Origin of the sequence: Bradyrhizobium sp. th-b2 (genome assembly GCF_000426785.1) — a bacterium.
Classification (GTDB): Bacteria; Pseudomonadota; Alphaproteobacteria; order Rhizobiales; family Xanthobacteraceae; genus Bradyrhizobium; species Bradyrhizobium septentrionale.
Genome location: NZ_AUGA01000033.1, coordinates 86,702 through 110,584, shown reverse-complemented (window position 1 = coordinate 110,584; position 23,883 = coordinate 86,702). Strand labels below are relative to the sequence as shown.

The 23,883-nt window shown below is 62.4% G+C and carries 24 protein-coding genes; 3 read left to right on the top strand and 21 right to left on the bottom strand.

Features of this window, described 5'->3' with window-relative positions:
• From K359_RS59260 to K359_RS57470, 5 genes are all read right to left on the bottom strand, one after another.
• The coding region (locus tag K359_RS59260) for a transposase (RefSeq protein ID WP_029082911.1) at positions 1–263 on the bottom strand (263 nt) is incomplete at its 3' end.
• 276 nt (positions 264–539) lie between these two features.
• Entirely contained in the window at positions 540–1,520 is a 981-nt protein-coding gene (locus K359_RS0131655) for a phage tail protein (RefSeq protein ID WP_029082909.1), read from the bottom strand.
• Between the two features lie 220 nt (positions 1,521–1,740).
• Positions 1,741–2,250: a hypothetical protein gene (locus tag K359_RS0131650; protein WP_029082908.1), complete on the bottom strand. Its 510-nt coding sequence runs from the start codon at positions 2,248–2,250 to the stop codon at positions 1,741–1,743.
• Between the two features lie 100 nt (positions 2,251–2,350).
• Positions 2,351–3,115, bottom strand: coding sequence for a hypothetical protein (locus tag K359_RS0131645; RefSeq protein WP_156928757.1), 765 nt, complete (start codon positions 3,113–3,115; stop codon positions 2,351–2,353).
• A 338-nt stretch (positions 3,116–3,453) separates the two neighbouring features.
• Positions 3,454–4,161: a lytic transglycosylase domain-containing protein gene (locus K359_RS57470; RefSeq protein WP_051346514.1), complete on the bottom strand. Its 708-nt coding sequence runs from the start codon at positions 4,159–4,161 to the stop codon at positions 3,454–3,456.
• A 105-nt stretch (positions 4,162–4,266) separates the two neighbouring features.
• Between K359_RS57470 and K359_RS0131635 the strand changes: the two genes are divergently transcribed.
• Positions 4,267–4,563 (top strand): type II toxin-antitoxin system RelE/ParE family toxin, encoded by a 297-nt coding sequence (locus K359_RS0131635; protein WP_029082906.1) that lies wholly within the window; start codon positions 4,267–4,269, stop codon positions 4,561–4,563.
• Between the two features lie 3 nt (positions 4,564–4,566).
• Positions 4,567–4,863 carry an addiction module antidote protein gene (locus tag K359_RS0131630; RefSeq protein ID WP_029082905.1) on the top strand — a complete coding sequence of 99 codons (297 nt, stop codon included), beginning with the start codon at positions 4,567–4,569 and terminating at the stop codon, positions 4,861–4,863.
• Between the two features lie 431 nt (positions 4,864–5,294).
• Here the strand turns inward: K359_RS0131630 and K359_RS57465 are convergent, their stop codons facing one another.
• A complete protein-coding gene (locus tag K359_RS57465; RefSeq protein WP_156928756.1) occupies positions 5,295–8,717 on the bottom strand; it encodes a hypothetical protein in 3,423 nt (1,140 codons plus the stop codon).
• 154 nt (positions 8,718–8,871) lie between these two features.
• Between K359_RS57465 and K359_RS61740 the strand changes: the two genes are divergently transcribed.
• Positions 8,872–9,135 carry a hypothetical protein gene (locus K359_RS61740; protein WP_156928755.1) on the top strand — a complete coding sequence of 88 codons (264 nt, stop codon included), beginning with the start codon at positions 8,872–8,874 and terminating at the stop codon, positions 9,133–9,135.
• Here the strand turns inward: K359_RS61740 and K359_RS0131615 are convergent.
• The 15 genes from K359_RS0131615 to K359_RS0131545 form a co-directional block, all read right to left on the bottom strand.
• Positions 9,132–10,610, bottom strand: coding sequence for a hypothetical protein (locus K359_RS0131615; RefSeq protein ID WP_029082904.1), 1,479 nt, complete (start codon positions 10,608–10,610; stop codon positions 9,132–9,134). The genes K359_RS61740 and K359_RS0131615 overlap by 4 nt on opposite strands.
• A 166-nt stretch (positions 10,611–10,776) precedes the next feature.
• A complete protein-coding gene (locus K359_RS0131610; protein ID WP_029082903.1) occupies positions 10,777–11,643 on the bottom strand; it encodes a hypothetical protein in 867 nt (288 codons plus the stop codon).
• Positions 11,643–12,125, bottom strand: coding sequence for a hypothetical protein (locus tag K359_RS0131605; protein WP_245284774.1), 483 nt, complete (start codon positions 12,123–12,125; stop codon positions 11,643–11,645). Before K359_RS0131605 ends, K359_RS0131610 begins: the two co-directional genes overlap by 1 nt.
• Before the next feature lie 216 nt (positions 12,126–12,341).
• Positions 12,342–13,823 (bottom strand): hypothetical protein, encoded by a 1,482-nt coding sequence (locus K359_RS0131595; protein ID WP_029082900.1) that lies wholly within the window; start codon positions 13,821–13,823, stop codon positions 12,342–12,344.
• A complete protein-coding gene (locus tag K359_RS0131590) occupies positions 13,823–14,452 on the bottom strand; it encodes a hypothetical protein (protein WP_029082899.1) in 630 nt (209 codons plus the stop codon). The genes K359_RS0131595 and K359_RS0131590 overlap by 1 nt, the downstream gene beginning before the upstream one ends.
• Before the next feature lie 100 nt (positions 14,453–14,552).
• Positions 14,553–14,972 (bottom strand): hypothetical protein, encoded by a 420-nt coding sequence (locus K359_RS53500; RefSeq protein WP_051346511.1) that lies wholly within the window; start codon positions 14,970–14,972, stop codon positions 14,553–14,555.
• Between the two features lie 46 nt (positions 14,973–15,018).
• Entirely contained in the window at positions 15,019–16,086 is a 1,068-nt protein-coding gene (locus K359_RS0131580; RefSeq protein ID WP_029082898.1) for a N4-gp56 family major capsid protein, read from the bottom strand.
• Between the two features lie 169 nt (positions 16,087–16,255).
• Positions 16,256–17,221: a hypothetical protein gene (locus K359_RS0131575; RefSeq protein ID WP_029082897.1), complete on the bottom strand. Its 966-nt coding sequence runs from the start codon at positions 17,219–17,221 to the stop codon at positions 16,256–16,258.
• Positions 17,222–17,297: 76 nt separating this feature from the next.
• Positions 17,298–17,954 carry a hypothetical protein gene (locus K359_RS0131570; protein ID WP_029082896.1) on the bottom strand — a complete coding sequence of 219 codons (657 nt, stop codon included), beginning with the start codon at positions 17,952–17,954 and terminating at the stop codon, positions 17,298–17,300.
• A 3-nt stretch (positions 17,955–17,957) separates the two neighbouring features.
• Complete coding sequence (locus K359_RS64730) at positions 17,958–19,094, bottom strand: hypothetical protein (RefSeq protein ID WP_156928754.1); 1,137 nt, start codon at positions 19,092–19,094, stop codon at positions 17,958–17,960.
• Positions 19,070–19,906, bottom strand: coding sequence for a hypothetical protein (locus tag K359_RS63495; protein ID WP_051346510.1), 837 nt, complete (start codon positions 19,904–19,906; stop codon positions 19,070–19,072). Before K359_RS63495 ends, K359_RS64730 begins: the two co-directional genes overlap by 25 nt.
• Positions 19,906–20,325 (bottom strand): hypothetical protein, encoded by a 420-nt coding sequence (locus K359_RS0131555; RefSeq protein ID WP_029082894.1) that lies wholly within the window; start codon positions 20,323–20,325, stop codon positions 19,906–19,908. The genes K359_RS63495 and K359_RS0131555 overlap by 1 nt, the downstream gene beginning before the upstream one ends.
• Positions 20,326–21,450, bottom strand: a complete 1,125-nt coding sequence (locus tag K359_RS57455) for a hypothetical protein (protein ID WP_051346509.1) — start codon at positions 21,448–21,450, stop codon at positions 20,326–20,328.
• Complete coding sequence (locus tag K359_RS57450) at positions 21,422–22,471, bottom strand: hypothetical protein (protein ID WP_051346508.1); 1,050 nt, start codon at positions 22,469–22,471, stop codon at positions 21,422–21,424. The genes K359_RS57455 and K359_RS57450 overlap by 29 nt, the downstream gene beginning before the upstream one ends.
• Before the next feature lie 68 nt (positions 22,472–22,539).
• A complete protein-coding gene (locus K359_RS0131545) occupies positions 22,540–23,739 on the bottom strand; it encodes a GDSL-type esterase/lipase family protein (protein WP_029082893.1) in 1,200 nt (399 codons plus the stop codon).
• Between the last annotated feature and the right edge of the window lie 144 nt (positions 23,740–23,883).

Below are 23,883 nucleotides of genomic sequence, written 5' to 3'. Positions count from 1 at the left end.
AATGGCGCTTCGGCCACATCCCGCGGCGGCACAGACGGCCCAATCTCGACCGGCACCAACGGCGCTACACTCGTTTCACCGTGCTTGCAAAGCTCTTTGCGCCACCTGAACAGCTGGCTCACATGAAGGCCGGCCATGCGAGCCACCTCGGAAACAGTGGCTCCGGGCTCGAACGATGCTGCAACTAGCCGTTCCTTCTCATCCTGTGACCACCGACGCCGCCGCTCGACCGATGTGATCACCTCTGCCCGCGAAATCGTCATAGCGCTTCTCCTAGGATTACCCCTAGGACCTGCAGCGCTCGCGTCCGTCAAACAAGGCGGCCCTCAATGGAGGGATACGGCTTTCGGACAGATGCGGCCAGATCATCAGGAGGCCGCCCACAGCGCTCCAGAACACGGCCTGTTCAATCGCGATGCGCCGACCATGCCGGCGGCGGTATGCGTTCAAATTGGCGGCGAACTTCACATGGCACCCGTTTCCGAGAGGAATTGCGTTCTCGAAAAGGGCTACCGCGGCGCAGTTAGTGGATTGTGCGGTCAGATGATCCGCATGATGTAGTTGCCAATGATCGTCGGCTGCACGATGCCGAATGCCTGACTTGAACCGCCCTGCGGCGAACCGGTGAACGAAGAAGCGGCCTGCGAAGCGGTGATGGTAGCGGCGCCAGGCGAGTTGAGGCCGAACTGACCACCGCCGGTGCTTGCCCCTCCGATATTGGCTGCCGCGTTGCCAGAGACTGTAATCGCACCATTCGCGACCGAACCGGCTGGCGTGTAAGGCGGCATGTTGGCCGTCGCGAGCGATCGAGTTTCGGAGCCGCCAGTGCCCCCGGGCGTGAGGAAATTCATTGTCGCGCCGGTCAACCGACCTTGGCCGGCATCTGGACCGGCCACAACGCGGCCTCGACAGTCGGGCAGATCAAAGGTCGTAGTCCCGTTGCCTGGACCATAGGTGGTGCCGAGGATCGAGAACAGCGTTGAGAATACCGTGCGACTGGGTTGCTGCGACCCATTCAAAAGCACAAACGAGCTGTTTGGGGCAACGCTCCCCCAATAGATTAAGCTGCCTCCGATCGGCACATTGTACGGATTGCCGAAGAAACCATGCAAATAGAACGCATTATCCGTGCTGTTGTAGACGGCCAGATATGGCGTACCTTGGAGAATGGTTCCGGCGGTAATGTCTACGCCAGGAGCAGAGCGCAACGCCGCTGCGCCCAGCCCATCTACGTTGAGCGTGCAAGATCCAGTGTTGGCGACGTGTGGCGAAAAGGCAATCATGGCGCCGCCAAGATGCGCGAGAGTATCAAAGCCCTGGTTGCTGGCGACGGCGTAAGCCGTCGACGTGCCAGTAGTGATAATCGCTCCGCTAATGTCGTCGCGATACTTCGCCGCCGCGGCCATCATCGCTCTTGTGCCGTCGTTCAAAGCGCTTGGCGCCATTCCTTCCGGAAAAGGACAGGTTGAGTCCGCCGTGGCGTTGTTCGCAGCGGTACGAGACCATTTCCAAAACGTCATTGCTTAGCACCCTCCATTGAGGGCACATTCGCCGAGCGCTACTAATCGTTTGTTCTTGGAAAAGAAAACGGCGGCTCGAAAGCCGCCGTTCCTGCATTGCCCGCCTCGCCTTACCAGGCCGCGCCGAGCCGGGCCGCACCATGCCCCGCCTGCCGCGCCATACCATGGGCCGCCCGGACGTGCCCCGCCTCGCCTTGCCAGCCTTACCGTGCCAACTCGTTTACGCTGCGGCCTGCTCTACCGCCGGCGGATGCACCGCTTCAAGCGCGACGGCGATCATCTCCACTGATTTTACGCCGAAACCGGCGTGGATCAGTGCTGCCTGGTAGCGGTTGAGCCACGACCGGAGCGCAGCCGCCGCCTGATTGCAATGCTCGGCCTGGTGTGTCGGATCATCCGGGTTGAAGCAGACATATCCGCCGCCATTGCTTCGGCCCGCGACCGGAGAAATCATCATCGGCGCCTCTATCGTGATCTTGATCGGCTTTCCACCGCTGACTTCTTCAACCTCGAACGTGATCCGCAGATCTTTGACGAAGGCGCGAGCCTGCCAGAGATTGTATTCCTTCGCCGCCTTGTCACCGTCCCATTCGAACCAGCCATGGGCCGGATGCGTCTCGCCGATCTCCCCGACCTCTTTGAGAAACAAGGCCGGATCATATTGGCCGTTGTGTCGCCGGGAAAAGTCCTCGACGATCTTCCGCCGCAATTCTTTCGTGAATTTTGACACTCGTAATTCCTGTTGATGTTGAAGCACACTATCGCGCCGGCCGTGACCCGCCTTGCCTGACCGTACCCCGCCAATCCTGGACAGCCGTGCCAAACTCTGCCTACGCAGCTCGCCTCTGCACCTCCGCAAAGAAATGCGCCATCAGATCCTCGGTGTCTCGATCAGCGTATTCGGGATCGGCGAGCGCAGCCTCTTGTGAGGCGCGGCCATGATTTTCGACAAGATCGCTCCACTCTTCGTCGTCCTCACCCTCGCCGAGCACGCGGAATGATCCAAAGGCGCCCTTCCCTTTTTCTTGGCGGAAATCGCCGATGCCAACCAGGATGCCGGCATTGCAGAGCAGGCTCACCACGCCCTGCATGGATAGCTGCGGCACAATGAAGTTGATCTCAACCTCCGCACCCCATCGCGGCAGGTAGCAGCGAGTGCGGACGTCCGGCGTTCGGTTGATATCCGCGGATCGAACGATGTCCATTCTGAGCTGCGGGACGCCGTAGAGCGGAACGTGATCGCCGGGCATAAAAAGCAGCCGCTGTGCCGAACTCTTCGTCAGACCGGGCGTTTCGAGCGCGGCGGTTGCCATCGCCGCTTTGACCGCGACGACACGCAGGCCGAGGGCAGTCGGTCCGCCGGGCAAAATCTCGGCGCTGTCTCTGAATTCGGTCAGCGGATCATGCTTGATCGCGGCCCGATCGGCCTTCCCCTTCTTCTGACCGCCGGTAAGCAGTTGGAATTTTGCCTTGGAGGCCATTCGATTTTGGAACATCGGTGTTGAACCGATGATCCTAAGTTTGATCCGCGCGCGCTTGAGCGGCTGGATGGTGACTTCTGCAGTTTCTACTTTCTTGACCAATGTCATCTCCATCAGCGCTCGGTCCTGGCAGGCCCGAGCGCAAGGGTTCGCGTTAGCGAAACCGAGCGCTGATGAAGCTCTCGAATTTCGCGCTCCTCATCCGCCCTGCCAGAGGCGGAGTTTTCAACTGACGTGAGATGTGTAGGCCTGCGTTTCCTAATCTGCGAAATGACAACCGGCGGCATCCACAGGCCGCTAACAGAAATCAGGCTTCTACGAAGCTCATTTCTATCAGATCGCCCGACCATCGGCCGTGCGATGGGATGATCACGATGAAGCTCATCTGAAATCTGAGCCGGGACGTACACAACGTTGGTATCGTGCGCCTATCCTTCCGCGAGAGGAAGCTGCTACCCCCTAAACGAAAACGGCGCTAGCTTTAGGCCGTAGACATTAGGGCGAGCCGGCAAGAGGTTCGTAAGCTGCGGCACAGCCGTAAGCTGCGCGAGGTTCATTGCCGGCGCGCTGGCACCCGAGCCGGTGATTTGGACCGCAGGAGACGACGGTTGCGTGGGAGCCGCATCAGCGGACGCGCTCGCGCCAGCAGGGACCGCCGGCGCCGAGCTGGGCACAGCAGCCGCGGCCGGCCCTGCCATCGACATGGGCGCCGCGCCCTTCCCGCCCATCTTGCGATCCGCCCAGGCGGCGAGATCGCCGGCCGACATATTGGCGACAAACGGGTTTGCCTTGACCACCCCGGCGCCGAGCACCGCGCCGGCGGGCGTCGACGGATCGGCGCTCAAGATCCCGATAGCACCCTTTGGCCCGGCAAAATGCGCGAGGTATTGCGTTCCGGCCGTGACAGGAAGCCCGGCTCCCTTGAGTATCCCGCCGTTGTCCGCGGCGTATGCCGCCGTCATTTCGCGAGAGAGGGCTGGATCAGTCTTGAGCGCAAGCAATTCATCGCGTGAGCCGGTGAGGTCAGGTCGATGCTTCGCCAGCATGTCGAGCCAGGTAGCATCGATGAATTGACCGGGCCCAGAGGCCGACGAATTGGGGTTCTTGGCGTCAGCTTTGCCGCCGCTCTCCACCTGGAGGATTTGATCAACGAGGGCCATAGCGCCATCTATCGCGCGCCAGCGCTAACCGTTTGTGAGACGCAACTGGAACCATCAGTTCAATTATCTGTTGACACCCCACAAAGTGTATCTTATAAAATACACATGCCAGCAATTCGGGAAACCGATGAATTCTCTAGGTGGATCAGTAAGTTACGCGACAACGTAGCTAGAGCCAAGATCCTCGTTAGGGTCCAAAGGCTGGCTGACGGTAACCCGGGAGACGTCAAACCGGTCGGCGAAGGTGTCAGCGAAATGCGCATACATCACGGCGCCGGGTACAGGATCTATTACATCCAACGGGGCGAAGAACTGATCGTTCTTCTTTGCGGCGGCGACAAGGACACACAAGACGCGGACATAGCCGAAGCAAAGAAGATCGCGAGCGAGCTGGAGGATTGAGCGATGGCCAAGACTAGACCTTTCGATGCGGCTGAATATCTCGATAGCGCCGAGGCAATCGCCGCATACCTAAGCGAAGCTTTCTCCACTCACGATGCCGGCTTCATCACAGAAGCCATCGGCACCGTTGCTCGCGCCCGCGGCATGTCTGCCCTTGCCAAGGAAACCGGACTATCTCGCGAAAACCTCTACAAGGCGCTCAGCTCCGAAGGACATCCGGAATTTAGCACCGTAATGAAAGTTCTTGGGTCTCTCGGCGTGGAGCTTCATGCCGAACCCAAGGTCGCAAAGGTAGCGTGAGCTGGAGCGATCAATGCGCTGATCGGCCCGATTGGTTCGAGTTCGGATTACCGGTCAAGCGATATGTTATGTTTTGGCAGGTAAGTAGCTGATTTTACTCTTCGCCTCATCAATCGCGCGCTGAATGGCGACCGCCAGAACGCCGGCGCCTATTCCGCAAACCACGCGCATCGGACGATCAAAAAGGCCAGTCCGCACAAATCCTCTGGATGCTAAGTTGTATGACGCTGCTGTGGATAGACAGCTGCGCAAGAACTGGCATGATCCCGGACTATGCCCCGCCCTTTGATTTTGGTTTGCATCGTCGCCTTTGCCATCGCCATGGCCTGCGTCCGTTTAGTTGCCCACGGTATCGTCGACAACTTCGGAACCGTAGGCATATTTGCGGCGCTCGCTGTGTTGTTGTGTGCTGCTTATTTGTACGATGGACGTCACCGCGACCGCCCTTGATTAATCGTCGGCAACGAGCCCTGAGACAGCAGCCCCGCGCGCTGCTCAAACCGCGGATCAACCGCGGGCCGCGGCTGCTCGCCGAAAAACAACTCCGTTGCCTTGCGCGCCTGGTTGGCGTTCGCGATCTTGCTCAAGCCCTTGTCGACGCCGAGCGCCACAGCCGCGCCAGGAAGGCCGCCAGCGTTGAAGCCGAGCAGCGGTAACAGCGACGATCGCGCACCGTTGGCGATCCTTGCCAGCATCGGCGCCGTCCCTGACGGGTTCGTGGTACCCTTGACGGGGATCATCTGCTTATAGACAGCCGCAAGCTGTTTCATCAGCGCGCGTTCCTGGTCGGAATAGAGCACGCCGGCGAGCTGCGAGCCCGAGCCGTTCAAGAATTCGTGCAGCCGTTGCGAGAGCGCTTGCGCCTCGTACTGAATTTTCCCCTCGCCGGCGTTCGTGAGCTTTTCCCACACGCCTTGCCGCAGCGAAGTCCACCCTTCCGGCGAAAGCCGCTGTTTCAGCGCCGAGGCGATCAGCGGCGCGTTGACGCCGTTGCCCTTGCCGGTAGCGCCCATCAGATCGTTGACGATCTTGTTCGAGGACACCGCCGGCGCGCCGTCGGCGCCGCTGTAGCGCCGCAGTGCCGCAGCCGCCGGGCCGGTTTCTGGCTCAATCTTCGCACTGTTCGAGCGCAACCGTTCCGCATAGGCAGCGAGTGATTTCTGCTCACCGGGCGAAAACATCGTCTGAGCCAGCACATTGCTATTTGAACTGTGCAGAAACGCATCCATTCGAGCGGCGGCGTCCGCCGGGTCGCCCTGCGTCAACTCGCGAAAGGCCATCGTCTTGACCCGGCTCCAGCCTTCCGGCGAAAGCCGCTGTTTCAGCTCTTGCGCGGTCGCCGGCGCATTGACGCCCGTTCCGGCACCATTCGCGCCCATGAGATCGCGGAGGATCTTGTTCGCAGAAGGCGTCGGGCTCGCCTCGCCGGGCACCGTGGAGCGCAACCGTTCCGCATAGCCCGCCATGCCCGCGCGCTCGTCAGCACCGAACACGGTTTGCGCCAGGAGCCGGCCCTTTGTACCAGTCAGGAACTCGTCAATCCTCGCCGCCGCATTCTCAGGCTCGCCGGCCATCAGTTGCGCGAAAAGGCCCTGCTTATAGGTCGCGAACTCTTCCGAGTTGCGGCCGAAAATCCGCTCGATCCGCTGCGCGATTTGCACCGGCATTTGACCGCCGGGCACCGAGCCCGAACCATAGGCAAGCTTTACGATCGTGTCCGGCGTGGCCTTCGTATCGGAGAATTTCCCCAGAATTTTTTCGACGGCCGCGCCGACCTCATCACCGGCGCCGCGTTTCGCGAATTTCTGCTTGTAGTCCGCGAAGGCCGCGCGCGCCTCTTGCTGCATCTTCAAGACCGCCGGCCCGTCACCGGAGAACTTGCCTTCGGCGATCATCTTTTCTACCCGCGCCTCGAATTGGTCGCGGATATGCTCCAGCGCGTGAAGATCCGAGCCCGAGCCGCCGCCGAGCATCGCCCGGCGCGCATCGCCGTACAGCGTCGAAATCTGCTTTCGGACCTGTTCGACATCCCGCATAGTGAAGCCCGAGCCGGCTTGCGGCGCCGCCGCAGCTGGCGCCCGATCGCCCGGGAAGTCAGAGCCGCGCACCGCCGCGCGCGCCGCGTCCTCTTGCTCCAGACGGTGCAGGGCGCGCTCTACCGCGTCGTCGGCGCCCATGCCTTCATCAGCCATCAGGCGAATGGCGCGGCTCTTGACCTCCGGACCCAATTCGCCATGACCGGCCGCGGCCAGATCATCCTCGAGGCCGCGCATGTGCGCGTCAAATTCGTGCTGCTCGCGCTCCGAACGCGCGACGACCTCGCGCTTGCCGATGTGGCCCTCGAAACCGGCCGGATAGCGCTTTTGGCCGCGCATTTCCGCGTCTATCGCGTCGAGCAGATCGCTGACGGTTGAAGTCCCGTTGTGGTTGCCGCTCAGATAGCCGGCTTCCTCTGCCGCCTCGCGCGCGTAATCGAGCGGCCAGCCGCCTTGCCGAACCAGCTTGCGGCGCCCGACGCCCTCGACGTTGACCGTGTGGCCGTGGCCGCCGATCGCCTCAAGCTCAGCATCAGGCCCCAAGCCGCCCTTTGAGGCGATGAATTCGAGCAGGCTTTGCGCCTTTGGCGACTGCCGACCGCCGGGAATGTCGTTCCGCCAGTCGACGCCGGTAATTGACGTCAATCCGTCTGGGAGCTGCGTCATAATCGGAACGTCCGCCGAGGCTTTCTGCCGATCGTAAGCCGCGGCGACGTCATCACCGAATTTCGCGCGAATGTCCGCGACGTCCTGCGCGTGCGTCGGAGAGACACCCGGCAATTCGCGAGGCTGTCCCGGCGCCACCCCGTTCAAATGCTCATCAATGACGCGAAGCGCGTTCAGCGCCTTCGGCGTGTTGGTCCGATCGAGCGAAACCGCCGCCGAGCGCAAGCCCTGTTGAACGTCGTTGCCGAAACCGCCGGCCGAGCCCGGCGCAAATTCGCCCGGCGCCGCGTCGACTGCCGCATATTTCCCGCGACAGTCATCCTTGGCCGCATTACGGGCGGCAGCGAAGCGATCCGAGAGGCTTTCCGCCGCGTCGAATGGCGCGAGCACGTTCCGGCTTCCCGTCAGGGTGCGGGCCAAGTCGCCGCCTTCGTGCGCGACCGCCGCGCGGTTTGCGACCTCAGCCGCTTGACGCGCCTGTTCCTGCGAAAGCAATTCCGCGGCGATCCGCTCTGCCTGGTCGGTGGTCGAGCCGGCAGGCCCTAGCGCACGCGCCAGATCTTCGCCCTGTTGCGCTGGCGACATCGGCCCGGCATGAACGCCAGCCGCGGCCGCTTGCTGCGCCTGTTCCTGCGCGATCAATTCGGCCGCGACCCGCTCCGCGGCCTCGTTCGGCGTGGTGCGCGCCGCGGCGCCGGTCGGATCGAGGCCGGCGGCGATTTGGTCGCTTGCCTGCCCTACCCGCTCGTCTTGAAGATCCTTGAACGACTGCGCGCGCGCCTGGGCCGGCTCGCCGCGACCACCGCGAAGCAAAACCTGCTCCTCTGCCGAGAGCGCAGGGTTTTGCGTGAGCTGCGACTGCGACAGCGGCACATCGACGCCGCCAACGTTGACGACGTTCCGAGGCGTCGCCGCCGCCGGATTGAAGCGATCAGCGACCGCGGCAATCACCTTGCCGACGCCCTTACCGACCGGACCGGCAGCGCCGCCGATGAAGCCACCGATACCCGCCGCCGGGGCAATATCTTCCCCTCGCACCGCTGCATCAGCGCCGGACAGAGCCGCGCCAGAGAGCGCCCCATTCCTTGCCATTTGCCAGAGCGAGCCCGAGACGCCGAAGGCCTTCGGAGCCGCCGTGACCGCCGGCGCCATCGAGGCGACACCGCCGGCGAGCTGGGCCGCCGTGTCAACAATCGGATGCTCTGCCCCAAATTTCTTGTCCGCGCCCTCCTGGTCGCGCAGCGAATGCGCGTAACGTTCCGAAAACGTTGCTTCCGAGAGCTGGTCCTTTTCATCAAAGAACCGATTGAGCAGCGGCGCGAGCGCGGCATTCGTCGCAGCATCGAGCTTGTTCAGCGCGCCACCGATGATCGGGACGCCGGTCGCGGCCGAGCGCGCAACGTTGTTGAGCGTGACGGGAGCCGCCGGCGGTGCGGCCGGCGCCGGCGCCTTCGCACCGATCGAGCCCGCGATTTCCTCAACCGTCGCGTTTTGCTGGTCAGGCGAGAGCTTCAAGAACTCGTCGCCAACCGTCACCGACTTGTCGCCGATCGTGAGAACAGCCATTTAGTTCACGCTCCAGGAAACGCCGCTTGAAGTCTTGCCGCTCGCCGCCGGCGCCGCCGGCGGCTTGTAGCCAAGCCCGGCGGACCGGCCCATTTCATGCAACAGTTGAGCCCGGAGCGCCGCTTTTTGCGCCACAACTTCCGGACCCTCGCCAGGCTGCGGAAAGAACGTCTTTTCGGCGCGGACATATTCATTTGAGCCGATCGCGGCGCCGGAAACGTCGCGAAGATGGGCGCCCAAGAACGCTTCCTTTGCGGCCTTGTACTTCTGATATTCAGGCGATTGGAGATAGGCGCTGCCCAATGGAAGCTTGTCGGAAATCGGCCCCCATACGCTTTGCCCCTGCGCTTCTAGTTGCTTGATGACGCTATCGGCCTGCGTTGCGATCGTGGCAAATTTTGCCGATTTGGCTTGCTCTCCATTCTGTTTGCCGGTCGCCGCGTCCGCCGAGGCCTCGGCCACACGCTTGACGAACTCCTTGCGAGCCGCGCCAGTGAGGCCCGGCGGGATCTGGATCGGCTTGCCATCAGGCCCCGTGACAGTATCGCTCGCGCCGCCACCCGCGCCCACAGACGCGCCCGCGATCGGCCGCAACGTGCCGTCGACCTGGTTTTGCTGCATGAACTGCTTGCGGCCGTCGCCATCCTCTCCGACCTGCACCACAGCCCATTTGTCCTTGCCGTAATACTGGTCGATGAGCGCCTTTTGCAGCGCCGGATTGTAGCGCGCGGCCTGCACTTCGGCCGCCGATGCGCCCTTTTTCAGCAGGGCTTGAGCCGTCAAGCTGTTCTGCTCCGCGGCGATCGAGGATGGATCCGTGTTCTGCCCGGTGATGAGCGCGCCAAGGCCGCCGGCCAGCGCGCCAATAGGCCCGTTTCCGAGATTGCCGAGGAAGCCGCGCGTTGCCTTCCCGAACCGATCGCCGACACCAGCGCCAGCACCGGCCAGAGAGAACGGCGCCGAGGCCGGCGCAGCGGGAGCAGCTGCGATCGGCGCGCGAGCAGCTGGAGCAGCTGCCGGCGCGCTTTCCTCGTCATCCGCGACCGCAGCGAGAGCCGGCGCACCGCCGCGGAAAGCCGGCATCTGGTAATTCCCAACCGGAATAAAATCGTCCGGCGCGCGGTTGCGCGATGATGCATCCGTGGGAGTTGCGGCCGCAACGGGCGCGGCCACCGGGGGCGCCGGCCGCATGATCTGCGACGGATTGACAACGTTCGAGCCAGGGCCCGCGAAGCTAAACGGAACCGCACCCTTGCCGAAGCCATCGGCCGGCGCGATCGGCGCCGCTTGCGGTTTCGGCGCGAAGGGATCAACAGGAGGCGTCGGCATCGCCAGTGCGGAAGGGTCTACACCGAGCGAGCCATAGGCCGCCGCATCCGTCGAATTCGGCGCTTGGCCCTTCGACAGAGGGAGCGCGCCGGGCACCGGCGACGGATAGAGCGCGTTCCACGCCGCCGGGATATTGGCAGGCGCCGTCACGGGCGCAGCGTTTGCGGCCGTTGGCGCTCCGATCGGACCTGACGGCCAAGCCGCGCTATCAAGCGGGCTCGATTGGTTCACATCCGTGATCGGTAGCCGATCCGGATAAAGCAGGCTCCAGGGACCAGTTTGCCCCGTGAGAAGATCGAGAAGGCCCGGCATTCAATTAACTCCCGAAAGAAATATTACCCTTCGGCCACAGCGAGCCGATGCCGCCCGCGATCGTGGCGAACTGCTGCGCGCCCGACATCGTGCTTTGGCCCGTCGACTGCCCGGATTGCGTGCCGAACTGCGCGGCCACCGGCGCGACGGCGCCTAGCAGCGTCGTAAGCTGCGAGGCCGGAATTCCGAACCGCTGCGCTTCCGCCGCAAGGGTCGCGTTGGCGCCCCAATTCTGGTTATCGAGAGCCGTTCCCGAGGCGCCTACACCGTTGGTGAAATTGGTGTTTGCGTTCGCATTGTTGGCGTTCAGCATGCCGTAAGTCGTGTTTCCGGCGCCGTAGAGCGTATTCGCGGCATTGAGCGCGTTCGTCGTGTCCGTGTTGTACTGAGCGGCAATGACCGGCGCGACGCCCGAGGCGATGCCGCGCGCGAGCGCCTGAGTGTTTCCTGGAGAGCCGTCGCGGCCAGCCGCGGCCCATGCCCCGTTCGTCTGGTTGGTGACGTCCGTCGTGATCTGATCGAGCTGGGCTTTCAGCGCGGGATTGTTGCCGATGTTCGCGCCGCTCGCGGTCTGCCCGAGAATGCCGTTCGCGAGGGTGCCAAGGTTCGCGGTGATAGCCGGATCGTACCTGGTCGCGCCGCCGCCATTGAGCAGGCCGAGCGTCCCCGACGTGATCGGCGAGGAAAACGGGTTGTTGTTCGCGTTCGCCTCGATCGAATTGAGCGCGCCCGTTTGCGCCGTCGTGGGGCTCCCGGCCGAGCCAGCCAGGTTGGTCAAGCCGCCCAGGAGGCCAGTCAGCGCGCCCGACGCCGGATCATAGGGCGACAGCGATTGCGTCTGGGTTTGCTTGGTGGTCGACGTGCCGCCCATCAGAGCGCCCTTTCCATGACGATATTAGAAACGTGGTAGCCTTTCAGGACGCGCGCCCAGCCGGCGCGGCCCATCAGCCGCAGCCGCTTGGCGCCTTCGGCCCTCGCCCAATCCTCGATTTGCGAGAGCAGCGGCACCCAGCGATCCCGGTTTTCGCCGCCGAGCGCGGTAATCAGGCAGACCAAATGCCGATCGGTGTGCACAAGGAGCGTGATCGCCGCGGCCTCGATCTTCTCGCCGTCGATCGCCAGCCACAAAAGGCCGTCACCCTCCAGGACGTCGCGCGCAATGTCCGCGGTGTGGCTCAGATCGGTGCGCAGCACCGCGCGCCCAAGCATCGCCTCGACGCGCGGCCAGATTTCACGGACGCGCTGCGGCGGGACGCAGATAAGATCAGCCAAGGCAGACATAAAAGAAGGTTCGATCCGTTTGAGCGTTGCTGGCGTGCGTGATCGTGAAAGACTGCTTGCCGACAGTCCCAACGAACGTTCCCGACAATGCCGCCGCGGCGTTAGCAGTTCGTGGGAAGAGGAAAACCGCGCTCCCGGGCGCACAGTTGGCCGCTGAAACCGTCGTAGACGTCACGCCGGCGGCGAGCGTCACCGAGCCCGTCGCGTTCGACCGGCCGGACGCCAATTGCTGGAGCGAGAGCGCATATATTGAGAGGTCTTTTTCGTTGGTATCGGGGACAAAGACCGTCATCGCTTGCCCTTTGCCGCCAGGTCGACCGGCTCAACCCCGTTGATGAACGTCCACACCGAGCCAGCGGGGATCCGGCATCGGAAACGGCTATAACGAGTGTCCAAAAGCATGTTGCAAATGCCGGTCACTGCATTGACCAGCTTTTCAACGCCGGCTTGCGCAACCGCTTGCAGGTTTTCGCGCCGCGACGCCGAGCCAAAGACGGCCGGCGCATCCGAAACCGGCCGAAAACCGATCTTGAGCTTTACCCGGCGGCCGTCCGTTCCCTGTTCGGCGGTCTCAAGCGTTGCTTCAAGGTTCGGCCCGCGGAAAAACGATGCCTTGTGGTCGATTGAGAACGCCGCCAGTTCCGGAACAATGACCGTTGACAGGTTGTCAAACGACTGGACGATTGCATCTAGGTTCGAGCCGATCAGCGTATCAACAGCCTCAAGCGTGATGCCGGGTTGCCCCATCCTGAATAGGAACTCGCCCGAGACTTGCAGCGGCGTGAACTTGTCTAAAACCTGATCGTAGCAAAGCGCCTTGTCGAATTGGTTGACCACGCCGTTGACCGACTTATAGGCCCAGATCACGCGCGAGCTGCGTGGATCGGAGAAGCCTTGGAAGAGTTGCGGGTTGGTCGCGTCGAGATCATCCGAAAACGTGCGGTCGACGCGCTCGCGGCCGATCGGCACCGGTACCCCGCCGGGGTCGATCCGGTGAAAGCCCTTCAACGAGTAAAAAAAGATGCTGGATCCGGAGCGAACAAGGCTCGACGGCCCGTAGATGCCGAGCCCTTCGGCGATCTTCTGGATTTGGAACACGCGCGGATCGCCCGGCAGGTAGATCATGCGCCGGATGATGCTGTCTTGGAGGATGACGCCGGTTTCGCCGCCGGCGATGCCACGGCAAAAGCCGCCGTCCGCGAGATCCTGGAAGTCAGCCGAGTTGATGCCAGGCGTCCATGAATTCGCGCCGTTCACATCATTGAGGCCGGACCACTGGACGCGGTTCGGATTGGAGAGAAGGCCGCCCAGCACTACGAACCGGCCTACGACGTCGATATAGCGCGCCTGCGGCGGACTGCCGGCGAGGTTCGCAAAGGCCGTAGAACTCGAAATATCGAAAACCTGCGGTGCAACGTTCGACTGCACCGCAATCACCAGGTTGTTGAACTGGACGAACTGCCAACTATCGTTGGCCGAGATCGAGGCATAAGGGCCGCCGCCGAGCGACACTTTCGACCACGCATAGGTGGTGTTATCCATCTTCCAGAGGTCGCCGGCGGTCGCGGCGAACACCACCACCGAGCCGTCCGTTTTGTAGGCCGCGAACGCGCCGCGGCATTGATCGCCGAGCGATTGAGACATAGCGGCCAGGCTTGGAAACGGCCCGTAGCCATCGCCGCGCGGCACCACGTTCAGCACGTTGCGGCCGGTTTGCGCCTCATAGTCGGACAGGTCGGGCTTGTACTCTCCGAAGGGAATGAGCGGCATCAGAAGCACGTCCCGCAGATCTTGCCCGTTGCGGTGCGCGCAGAGGTCTCATAATCGAGCTTCCCCTTTAGCGCCGGGATTTTGATTTGCATCCGCTGCATGCCGTCCGTGTCCTCGATGAGGTCGGTGTAGAGCAGCAATTTCGCATGGCTGCGGATGAGCTGTTCCGCGTCGTTCGTCCATGCGTTGCTGTCCGTGTCCGCCGAGAGCGCCGGCAAGCGGTAATGCATGTGCGGCCGGATCGTGTAGACCGTGATCGGCACCGGCCAGAGCATGATTTGGCCGTCGATGTAGGTGAACACGTTGGGCTTGCCGGGCCCCGTGTTGTTGCCCTGCAACCACTCGAATTCGTCGGGCTCGTATCGCTCCAGCTCATAGGTCGACACCGTGTCCCGCAAGAACAGGTGATCAATCCGGATGATGTTGGGGATTTCGGCGAGATCGGCGCCGGTATAGGCCGACTGCAACGCGACGGTTTGAAACGTCTTGGAGCGCGTGACGTTGAAATAAAAGCGGTCAGTTTCGTAGTTTTTGATCGCGTCGCCGATCGCGTCCCTTATTTGGCTTCCGAGATCGTCGCGCGTCAGATCGCCCGCGATCCTGGTTTGGAGGTCCAAATAGTTCGCCATAGTCCACCGCCGGGCGCTGATAGATGACAGGAGACGGAAGCGGCGCCGGCTCGTTTAGAACCAGCGCCGCGCCCGCGTAGTGCAGCCAAACGTCCACCGATCAGAGATCGTTGTTCGGAATGTACTTGATAACGACGGTTGCTTGACCTGCGGTCGCCGCGGTGCCGGTCTGGGTGTACTGGACGAACACAGGAGTATCGGCGGCGATCGGGCCGAGCATGGCACCGGACGGAGCGATATTCTGGGTCAGGCCGGTAGCGCCCTCGTTGGCCGCCGCGCCGCTGATAATGTCGGCATTCGAGCCCGCGGCCGAGCCCACCGTCAAAACGTTGGTGGTCGCAGCGTTGAAGGCCGTTCCAACGTGGATATCCGTGCCGATGATAAGCGCACCGGCCGGGAGCGTCTGTTTCCGGACGCCGGCAGCAATGCCGGCATCGTTGAAATTCACCGCGAAGCGCAGATAGTGGACCATCTGCGCGGCATTTTTGCGGGCCGTGGTCCCCAGGGTGTTGGTCGTCATGTCGCCAAGCCTTCTTTAGGTTTCGGGAAAGGTGGTACCGCCGCGCTTAGTGCGCGACGGCGTAGGTGGTGGCGACCAGGGCCGCGAAGTCGTTGCCGTTGAAAACGCTCTTCTTGATGCCCCACACGGTCTGTGCGGAAACGCCAAGCTCGCGCTCGTAATCGAATAGCTCTTCAACCCACTTGAAGTGCGAGCCCTTCGAAAACTCCTTGCCGAAGCCGACCGCAGCCGCCTGCGCACCGCAGAACACGGCCCGGCGAGTGCTGGTCTGCTGCACGCCAGCGTTGGAGATGCCCATCGGCAGGCGGTTCCACTTGTGCAGGATGGTGTTGTTGTACTCACCGAGCGCACCGGTATAGATCGGCGACTTAGAGCCGATGCCGCCGGCAAGCGCGGCCTTCTGGATGTCGAGCCACTGGCCCGAGTTGGTGTTGGTGCGGAGGTCGGTCACCTGGAAGTCGTGGAGGAATGCCAGGAACTTCTTTTCGCCGCCAACCATGATCGGGCGGACGAGCGGCGAGGCCACGCCAGCGCGCTCGACCCAAGCATCAATGATGCCGAGATTGAACGTCGCGGTGGTGTCTGCGTTGATGGTCGCGTCGTCGGTCGCGGCGCCCTTGCGGACGATATTGGTCGGCGCCGTGATCGCGTTGTTACCCGAGAACCGGGGATCCACGACCAGCGTATTGCCGGTCAGGTGGTTCGCCATGCAGGTGTCAAAGCGATCGGAAAACCAGTCGTTCAGACCGTCCTTGCTCTCGCTGCGCAGGTTGAAGGGCACGCGCTGGGCGTCGATGGTGTTCTTGTTGCGAACACGGACGGCATGCGCCAGCTCGTTGATCTTGAACTTGTCCGAGTAGGTGGACAGAGCCTCTTCGTTGCCCTGCAAGGTCTGGCCCTCGGTGGTGCCATCGCCCTTGAGCTGGACGCGGAGACCGATGGTCAGCTCGTCGCCGGCCGACTTTTCGAAGTCGGTCTTGAGCTGGATCATGTTCGAGGAAGCCTCGCCCATGAACTTGCCGAAATAGGTCTGTTTCAGCGCTTCGACGTTGAGCTTTTTCGCCCAAAGCTTGTTCGAAAGCGTGTCGTTGATACCATAGGAAGTGACGGACATTTCGAGCCTCTAAAAAGGGGGGTTCTCGGTGCTGGGTTTTGACCGCGAGCCGCCGCGATCGAGCGCAACACCGAGATTTCCCGCCTTCGGTGGAGGCGTGGCGCGATGACGGGCGCCACTCGAAAACGGATTGAGGCTCCGCGGGCCTTTACTCACTCACTAGAGGCGATCAGCCGCCGAACAGGCGTTTCGCCTTGGCCGGGTTTTTGTTGCACCAGGCCTCGAACTCTTCCGCCGGCATCGCAATCAAAGCCTCCGCGGTCATATCCGCGTCGCCTGCGTTGCCGCCAGCACTGGACAGGCTCTTATTGGCCGCCTGCCCTCGCTCGATGGTATCGAGCTTTTCCGCCGCCTTGCCCTTGGAGGGATCAGCCGCGGCCGCCTTGTAACCTCGCTGCTTCGCCAGCGAATACAGCATTTCGGCCGGGCTCTTGCCCTTAGCGAACGCCATTTCCGCAATAGCCGCTTCATCAGCGATCAAAGCCTGGTGCAGAGCTTCCGGAGTGTCGTATCCGATCGCCTGCAACTCGGCTGCGCGTGACTGTAGGAGGAAGTCATAAGCGGTTCGATAATCCGCGTTCGTCTTTTGAAACGTTTCCGCGTCGTTGCGGTAACGATTTACGAATTCGGTCTGAGCCGCCGCAGTCTCCCGCGCCGTCTTTTCGGCCGCGGCCTGGTCATCGAGCCGCTTTTGCATCTGGGCGACCGTCTCGCCGACATGCTTCACGGCGCCGAAAATGTCCTCTTCGGGCGTCGGAGGCGCGGCCGGCTGCTCGGTGCCGGGATCCGCGCCGGCGAGCTTTAGCCGGTCGATGATCGCGAATTTGCCTTTCAGCTCGGCGAGCTGCTGCTGCGTCTCGCGAAACTGCCGGTCGATCTCCTTGCGGGCTTTCTTCTCTTCCAGGAAGGTTGCGAGCGGAACGTGATCGTTTTTCGGCGTGCTGTCGCCGGGCTTGGCCTCACCACCGGCGGGCTTTCCCGCGCCGTCGTCGCCACCGCCAGCGACGCCGCCAGCATCGGACCCGCCGCCATCGCCGGTCGGGATCTCCTTTTCGCCGCCGCTCGAAAAAAAAGCCTCTTCATCCGCCGAGAGTGACGGGCCGCCAGTGCCTTCCGTCGTTTCAAAATCGGTCATTGGTCGCTTTCTGGCGGTGCTGCCGCCTCAGAGAACACGGGAAACGCCGTGCGCGCGGATCAAGCGTTATCCGCACCTAGCAAGCGAGAAGTAAGAGCGCTTCCTCGTCCCGCCGCTTTTTCTGTGCAGCCGAGGCCGCCATTTGGGCCGCCATGCGCTGGCGCTCGATCGCCTGCATATCCGGGCCGGGCGCTGGAGGCGCAACCAGCGGCCTCCCTATGGACTGGAAACGAGGCCGAGATCGGCGGTCGATCGGCGCACCCGGATTGCGCGTGATGCGCTGGAGTTGGCGCGCGCGCTCCATTTCCTCGAGGAAATGGCCGATGCCGCCCTGTTGGACTTCATAGTCATAGCCAGTGCGGACCAGCGGCGCGTCATTGCCCGTCAAAACGAAAGCGCCCGGGTCGGCATCCTCAACCACGGGCTCATTTGCCGGCCGGCCCGTGAGAGTGAACGCGCCCGGCGCGGCGTTTAGCGCCGGATTGAGCACCGCTGATTTTAGCGAGAGCGTGAAAGCCCCGGCCGCGGTCGCCTCGACGATCGCGCCCGGCGCCGAGACCCCGGCCAGGACGTAGCCGCCGACCGTGACAGCCTCGACCGCCTTGAACGTGATCGCGACACCGGCGAGCGCGAAACTGCCCGGCGCCGCCGGCAGGCTGATATTGACCGGACCATTTTGCCGGACCTGCCCGAGGGCAAGCCGGCCGATCGCGTCGAAACCGAGAAGAGACATGCCCTAAATTATCCCGCTTGCGTCGATGATTGGAGCCGGGTTTTCGGTCGAATTGATATGGTGATTTCCGGTTCCGGTCGGCTGAAAAACGACCTTCCCCGAGGTAATCGACCACGTTCCAGCGAGCGCCGGCGCGCTCATTGAAACCGTGTACTCGCAGAGCACGTCAGAAAACGCCTTGTAGGTGGTAAATATGCCGGTGCACGATCCATCGGCGTTCTCGGTGATCAGAGATGGGTCAATCGTGTTGGCTGCGACGTGCGCGAATTCAACCCCGGAGACCGTCGCAGGTAGCGGCAGATCGAAAGTGATCGTCGTTCCGGCCTGCGCAATCGGCGTGACGATGTTGGCGGCCTGGTCGCCGGACTTGTAGACCAGATACGGCTCGTTCAGACGCACGGTTAGGCTGCTCGTCCCGGTGTTCTGCCCGGCGGTCCCCGTCAGCGTTCCAACCTGCGTTGTGAACGGCGATGCAATGAGCGTCGCAGCGCCAAACGGGCCGTTTGGCGAAGTTGCCTCCGCAAAGGCCGCAGCGGCTTGCGCGAGCGATGCGTTGTAGGTGTTGAGCATCACGGCCCAATTCCCATTCGGGCGCTTATAGACGTAGCTCGGGACAATGCCGCCGACCTGCCAGGTGTCTGCACCCTTTGTGAACACGGTTCCTTGCACCGTCCAACTGGCGCAATTCGCGCTCGTCGCAAGCGTTAGCGTCGCTGGCACGCCGTTGGATGCCCGGATACCGAAGATCATCTTGAACGGCGTTGCATCACCGGGCACCACGTACAAGGTTGCGTCGACCAGGCCGAATGTCGCTCCGATGGACGCCGCCGTAATGACCGACGTCGCGGCCCCGAACGTCACGCCGCCGTCGAAGCTGTCCCAATAGGCGATATCCGTCCAAAGAGTGCCGTTGAAGCGGGTCGCGAAAACGCGAATACGATCGCTCAACTTGACGGCGGAAGGCTGCGCCACAAGGGTTATGCCGGAACCTGCGTTCCCGGCCAGCGGACCAATCACGGCGTTCGGTGGATTGGCGAACCCAAAGCGATCGAACCTGTAGAGGTCGTAACTGCCGTCGATCCCAAAGCCATTCAAGAAATAGAAGGGCGAAGGATCTACGACTTTTTTTTTACGCCCCACACGGCGTAAGTGCCACCGGCGGCAAAGGCCGGGCTCGTGCCGCCGCTCCAATTCACGCGAAGCTTTTGCAGAGCGGAAGCGGAGCCAAGATACATTCCCGCTACGCTCAATTCGGCCGGGAAGCCATTGGCGTCCGCCTGTTCAAGGCGACCCATGATAACCTTGTGGGTCGTCGTATCGTCGGGCCTCTGCACTTTCACGCGAAGAGTGGACATGCCACCAACGGGAAACGTCAGACTTGAGAGGATATTGGCCGCCGACGTGCTCACGAAAGCATGATAGGTCGTGTCCGCGGTCGTCGTGAACCGCCCGGTGTAACTGTAGTTGGCTGTTGGGAACGTCGTTCCATCGGTCGACACCAGCATGACCAGGCCCGAGCCTGAGACCGTACACCCAAAGCCGTACAGTTCAATTTCGATTTCATCGTAACCGGCCGGAAGCGCGATATCGAAATTCGCCGTTTGCGGAATATTGCCCTGGTCGATCGAGACCTTGAACGCCCTGATGTCCTCGGCAAGCGCTACGATCGCGACCTGTGGCGCGGCCGAGAAGTTGATTTTCGCGGTCGTGCCGGCCGAGTTGAACAGAACCGCGCCGCGCGTCAGAACGCCGGTCGACGTGTTGTAGGTGCCAGTTCCGATCTCCCATTGGGACAGATCGGAGCTTTCGGCCCGATAGCTGTAGGCCGCGCCGTTGACAGCGCCAGCCGCAGCCGGGCTTTGATAGCCCGTGACCGCGCTAGAATAGGTCCAATCCGTAGTACCGCCAGCGGTCGGATTGAAGCGACAGACGTCTAGGAATGAGCTTGCCATCAGGTGAGCGTGAACACGCCGTTAGTGGTGTCGAGTTGAACGGTGAAGCTATTACCGTTGGTGAGGTTGACTTCGGCGCCGTAGTCCCAAAACCCGATCAGCGGGCCAGCGCCAGGCGTCGAATTGTAGAGAACGGCATAGCGAAACTGCGCGATATTGCCGCCGGTCGCCGTGAACAGGACCGGGTTCAAAACCAGCTTCCACACGCCAGCGACTTGCGACCAGGACGTGAACGAGGCAGCGCCGCCGCCGGCCGTGTAGCCATTGCCCGCGGCAATTTCCGTGAGGTTCGCTTTGACCGTGTTGGTTGCCACCGGCGCGACGTCCGAAAGCAGGATTTTCAGCGCATCGGCGGTCAGGTTGTGAACCTTGCTGCCAAGGTCACCCATGAAAACGTTGAACTTGTTGAAAGCGGCCATTTAGTTGGTCCCTACGGGTGCGATGCCGACGATTTCGCCGGTCTGCGGATCGCGGATCAGCTTTTTCGGCGTGTTGAAGGCGGTCGCGAGCGTGTTCATGTCGCGCCGCATTTCCTGCATGAAGGCCATAATCAGCGCGGCCGTGTCACCGCCGCCCGAGCCCTGCACGGGCTGGCCGGTCGCTGGGTCGACCGCGGGAGGCGCGGTCAAAGCCTTGAGCATGGCGCTATGCTGCGCTTCATCCGCGGCGAGCTTCATCTTTGCCGCGCTTTCCTGCTGCATGGTCTGGACTTTGGCGTCCGAGGCCTGCTTGTCGTTGGCGATTTTCGCCTGCGCCTTGTCGTTCTCTAGCTTCAATTCGGCGTCGCGCTTTTGCTGCTCCGGATCGGGCTGGGACTGGCTTTCCTTGATGCTGTCTCCGATGTCCTTTTGTGCTGACATCGGGAGCGGCGAATACTTGAGCAGCGCCATCCAGGTTGCCGGCGGGAGCATCTTGCCGATGACGGGCAAGAGCTGTTGCAGAATGGCCCAGGTCTGTTCCTTCTGGTTCGCCGAGGTCGGGCTTTCGTCAACGATGACGTCATACTCGGACTTGTTGCCGAACACTTGGTCTTTGACCAGCGGCACATATTGCGCGTTTTCCTCGCCCTCGATCTTGATGAGGCGACCATCCGAAAGGTAATGCTCGATCAGGTACAGCATGAGCCGGCCCTGTGACTTCCGGTAGCGTCGGAGCCCATCGAACAGCGGCTGGAGGATGGTCAGAGCCGATTGCTTGCGCTGGAGATCGAGCCGCGCCGCCTGGTCACCCACCGGCGACATGCCGAGCGCTTCCGCGTTCACGCCCGTAACCTGCGGCAGCGATGAGACCGCGTACTGCATCAGCTCGAAAGACGATTGCGGGAACTGTGAGGTTGGCTTGACGACGAACTTAGGAGCGGCGCCCGACAGCGCGCCGGGCTTGAGCATCGTAACCGTGTCTTGCTTCGCCCATGAAGCCTCGCCGTCGGCGTCATTGTCGAAGAACTGGCCGCGCTCTGCAGCAATTCCGCCCTTCGCGGTCGTGTTCATGATGTGCATGGTCTGCGACATCCATTTATTCGACCAGCGCGCCGGATCCTTCATCGCGCGGCATGACCGGCAAGCGCGATCGCAACCGGAATACCTTTTTCGGCCTGGTGCGCGATCCGAGATAGGCTTGCCGGTAGACCTTGCGCGTCGACTTGGTGAAGCGCAGCGCGCCGCCGGCGAGCTTCGCCTTTGCGCTCAACTGCTCGAAATCGTCCTTGTCGAGCGTCAGGATGTTGTCAGGATTGGTCGGATCAGCCACCAGGTAGACCGGGACGCGCTCCCACCACTGAGCGCGGACCAGCGTAACGCCCTCGTCGCCGTCCTCGCCGTTGTTAGTGTCGCCCTTGTCATAGAAACGATTGTTGTTTTCGTGCGGCTTGTCCTCGTCCTTCTCGCCGACGCTATCGACCCATGAGGCGTGATAATCGCAGTCCTCAAACGGCCGATCGGGATCACCAGGGCAAAGCGCCTTGGCCTCATCGAGCGGGACGCCGCGGCGGATGTGAAACACCCGGCGCATGTCCTTTAGGTTCCGCTTCGATGCGCCGCTATCCCAGACCATTTCGAGCGGGTCGCGCCGCTCAATCTTGGGATCGCCCTCGGGATTGTCCTCGTAATCCAGCAGGGTTTCAGTCCACCCCATGCCGCAAACAACCATGTCGCGGAAAGCGTCGCTTTCCTCGTCCTCGGCGTCGCACTGTTGCCGAAACCACTTCGCCGCGGCCGTCAGGATCTCATTGACTTTGACGTCACCCTCGGAGCGCGGCAGATATTGGACTTCCTGCCGGTTGCCGACCTCTTGTCCTGCCACGCTGTCAATCACGGGCCCGACGCGGTTAAAAATGACGATAGGACGCTTGGCGTCCTTCAAAATCGACTTGTCATCCTCGGTTAGCTGCTCGCCGGCCTCAAAGTCGAAATCCTCGCGGGCATCGGTGCGCCAGCGGACTTGGCCCTTGCTGTTGAAATCCAGCTTGCACCACTTCTGGAGCTTCTGGAAAGTCTGCTCGGCATCGGCCGGCGCCTCGCGCTCGCCCTCTTCGCCCTGCCCGTAGCCGCCCGCGTCGTTCAGCATCAAAAATCATCCGTTTGGATTGATCTTCGGTGCTACCATCGGGCCGGAAATGATTTTCCCGGCGCGCGTTACTTCCAGGTGTTGACCACCGCGGAGACGGCCGGGACAGCGAGCAGGTTGCCAGCGGCGTTCGGGTGCGTTCCGTCGCCGGTATACGGGCCGCCCGCCGTCAGCCACTTCCCGAGGTTGGCGGGATCCTCGACCGTTGCATTGATGTCAATCACGCCGTCGATATTCACGCCTACCTGAGTGAACAGCCAGGTGTTGAACTGGCCGCGGATGCCGCTGCTTTCGTAATTGGCGACAATGGTCTGATTTGCGGCCGTGGCGAAGGCGTCCGTTGAGGTGGTGCGCGGAAGCAACGTGCAATGGTAGACCTTGAGGCCGCGCGCCCTCGCCGATTTCCAGGCGGCTTGCACCAACGTTTGCATGCTGGCGAGCGAGACGCCGCCGGCAATGTCGTTGTTGCCCATGTCGGAAATGTAGTGCGTGGCGAAGTCCATAAGGCTATCGCGCCGCCAGCCGTGGCCGATCGCGCCTTCGCCCTGGAGGCTGTCACCCGCGCGCGCCAGGTTCATGAACGGGATTGCGCCGCCCGTGGCGCCGACCAGGCCGCGCTCAAGGAAACCGTTGGCGCCTACGTTGTTGTTGGTGTCCGCCACGCCGACCGCGATGCTATCGCCGCGGATCACGGCCGCCGGCGTTGGCGTCAGGGGATAGCCGAGCACGGCGAGCGGGCCGTAGCCCTTTGCCACCGATACACCGCCATTCGTCACAAGTGCGCCAGTGCCCTGAATTTGCGACGTTCCCGAAGTGTTTTCGATGAAAGCGTCCGCCGTGGTCAGTATCAGCGTGCCGTACTGCACAAACTGGCCGGCGTTCACGGTGACGCCGGTGCGGATCGCGAAATCGGTGCTGGGCGCCAGATCGGCGCCGATCTTGTCCGAAATGAAATAGTGCGCGCCGGCCGAGAGTAGCCGGGTCGTATTGCCCTGCATGAAGGCGCGACGGGCAAAAACGCCGGTCAGAGACTCAAGGCAGGCTTCTACCGTGATGTCGTTCGGCGCATCAGCGTCCGAGCTGGTCGCGTTGGCAATGAAATTGCCGTACAGAAGGCAAATGTCCCGCACGTAGACCGGCGCCGAGCGCATCTTGATCCGGCTTTCAAACCGGGTCGCCGTGCCGCCGCCCTGGGTGTAATCACCCGCGACACGGCCGCGCGTGGCGACGACTTGCAGCTTTCGGCGAGTGACGCGATTAAAATCCATGCTCAGTTCCCCACGAGAACAACGACGGGTTCAGCGGGCGATCCAGCGGTTGCCGCCGTCACCCGCTCGCCGTTTGATGTGACAAATTCCCAATGGAAGCCGGCCGGGGCCGGTGATGGCGCGAACGCAGCCGCGCTCTGCCCC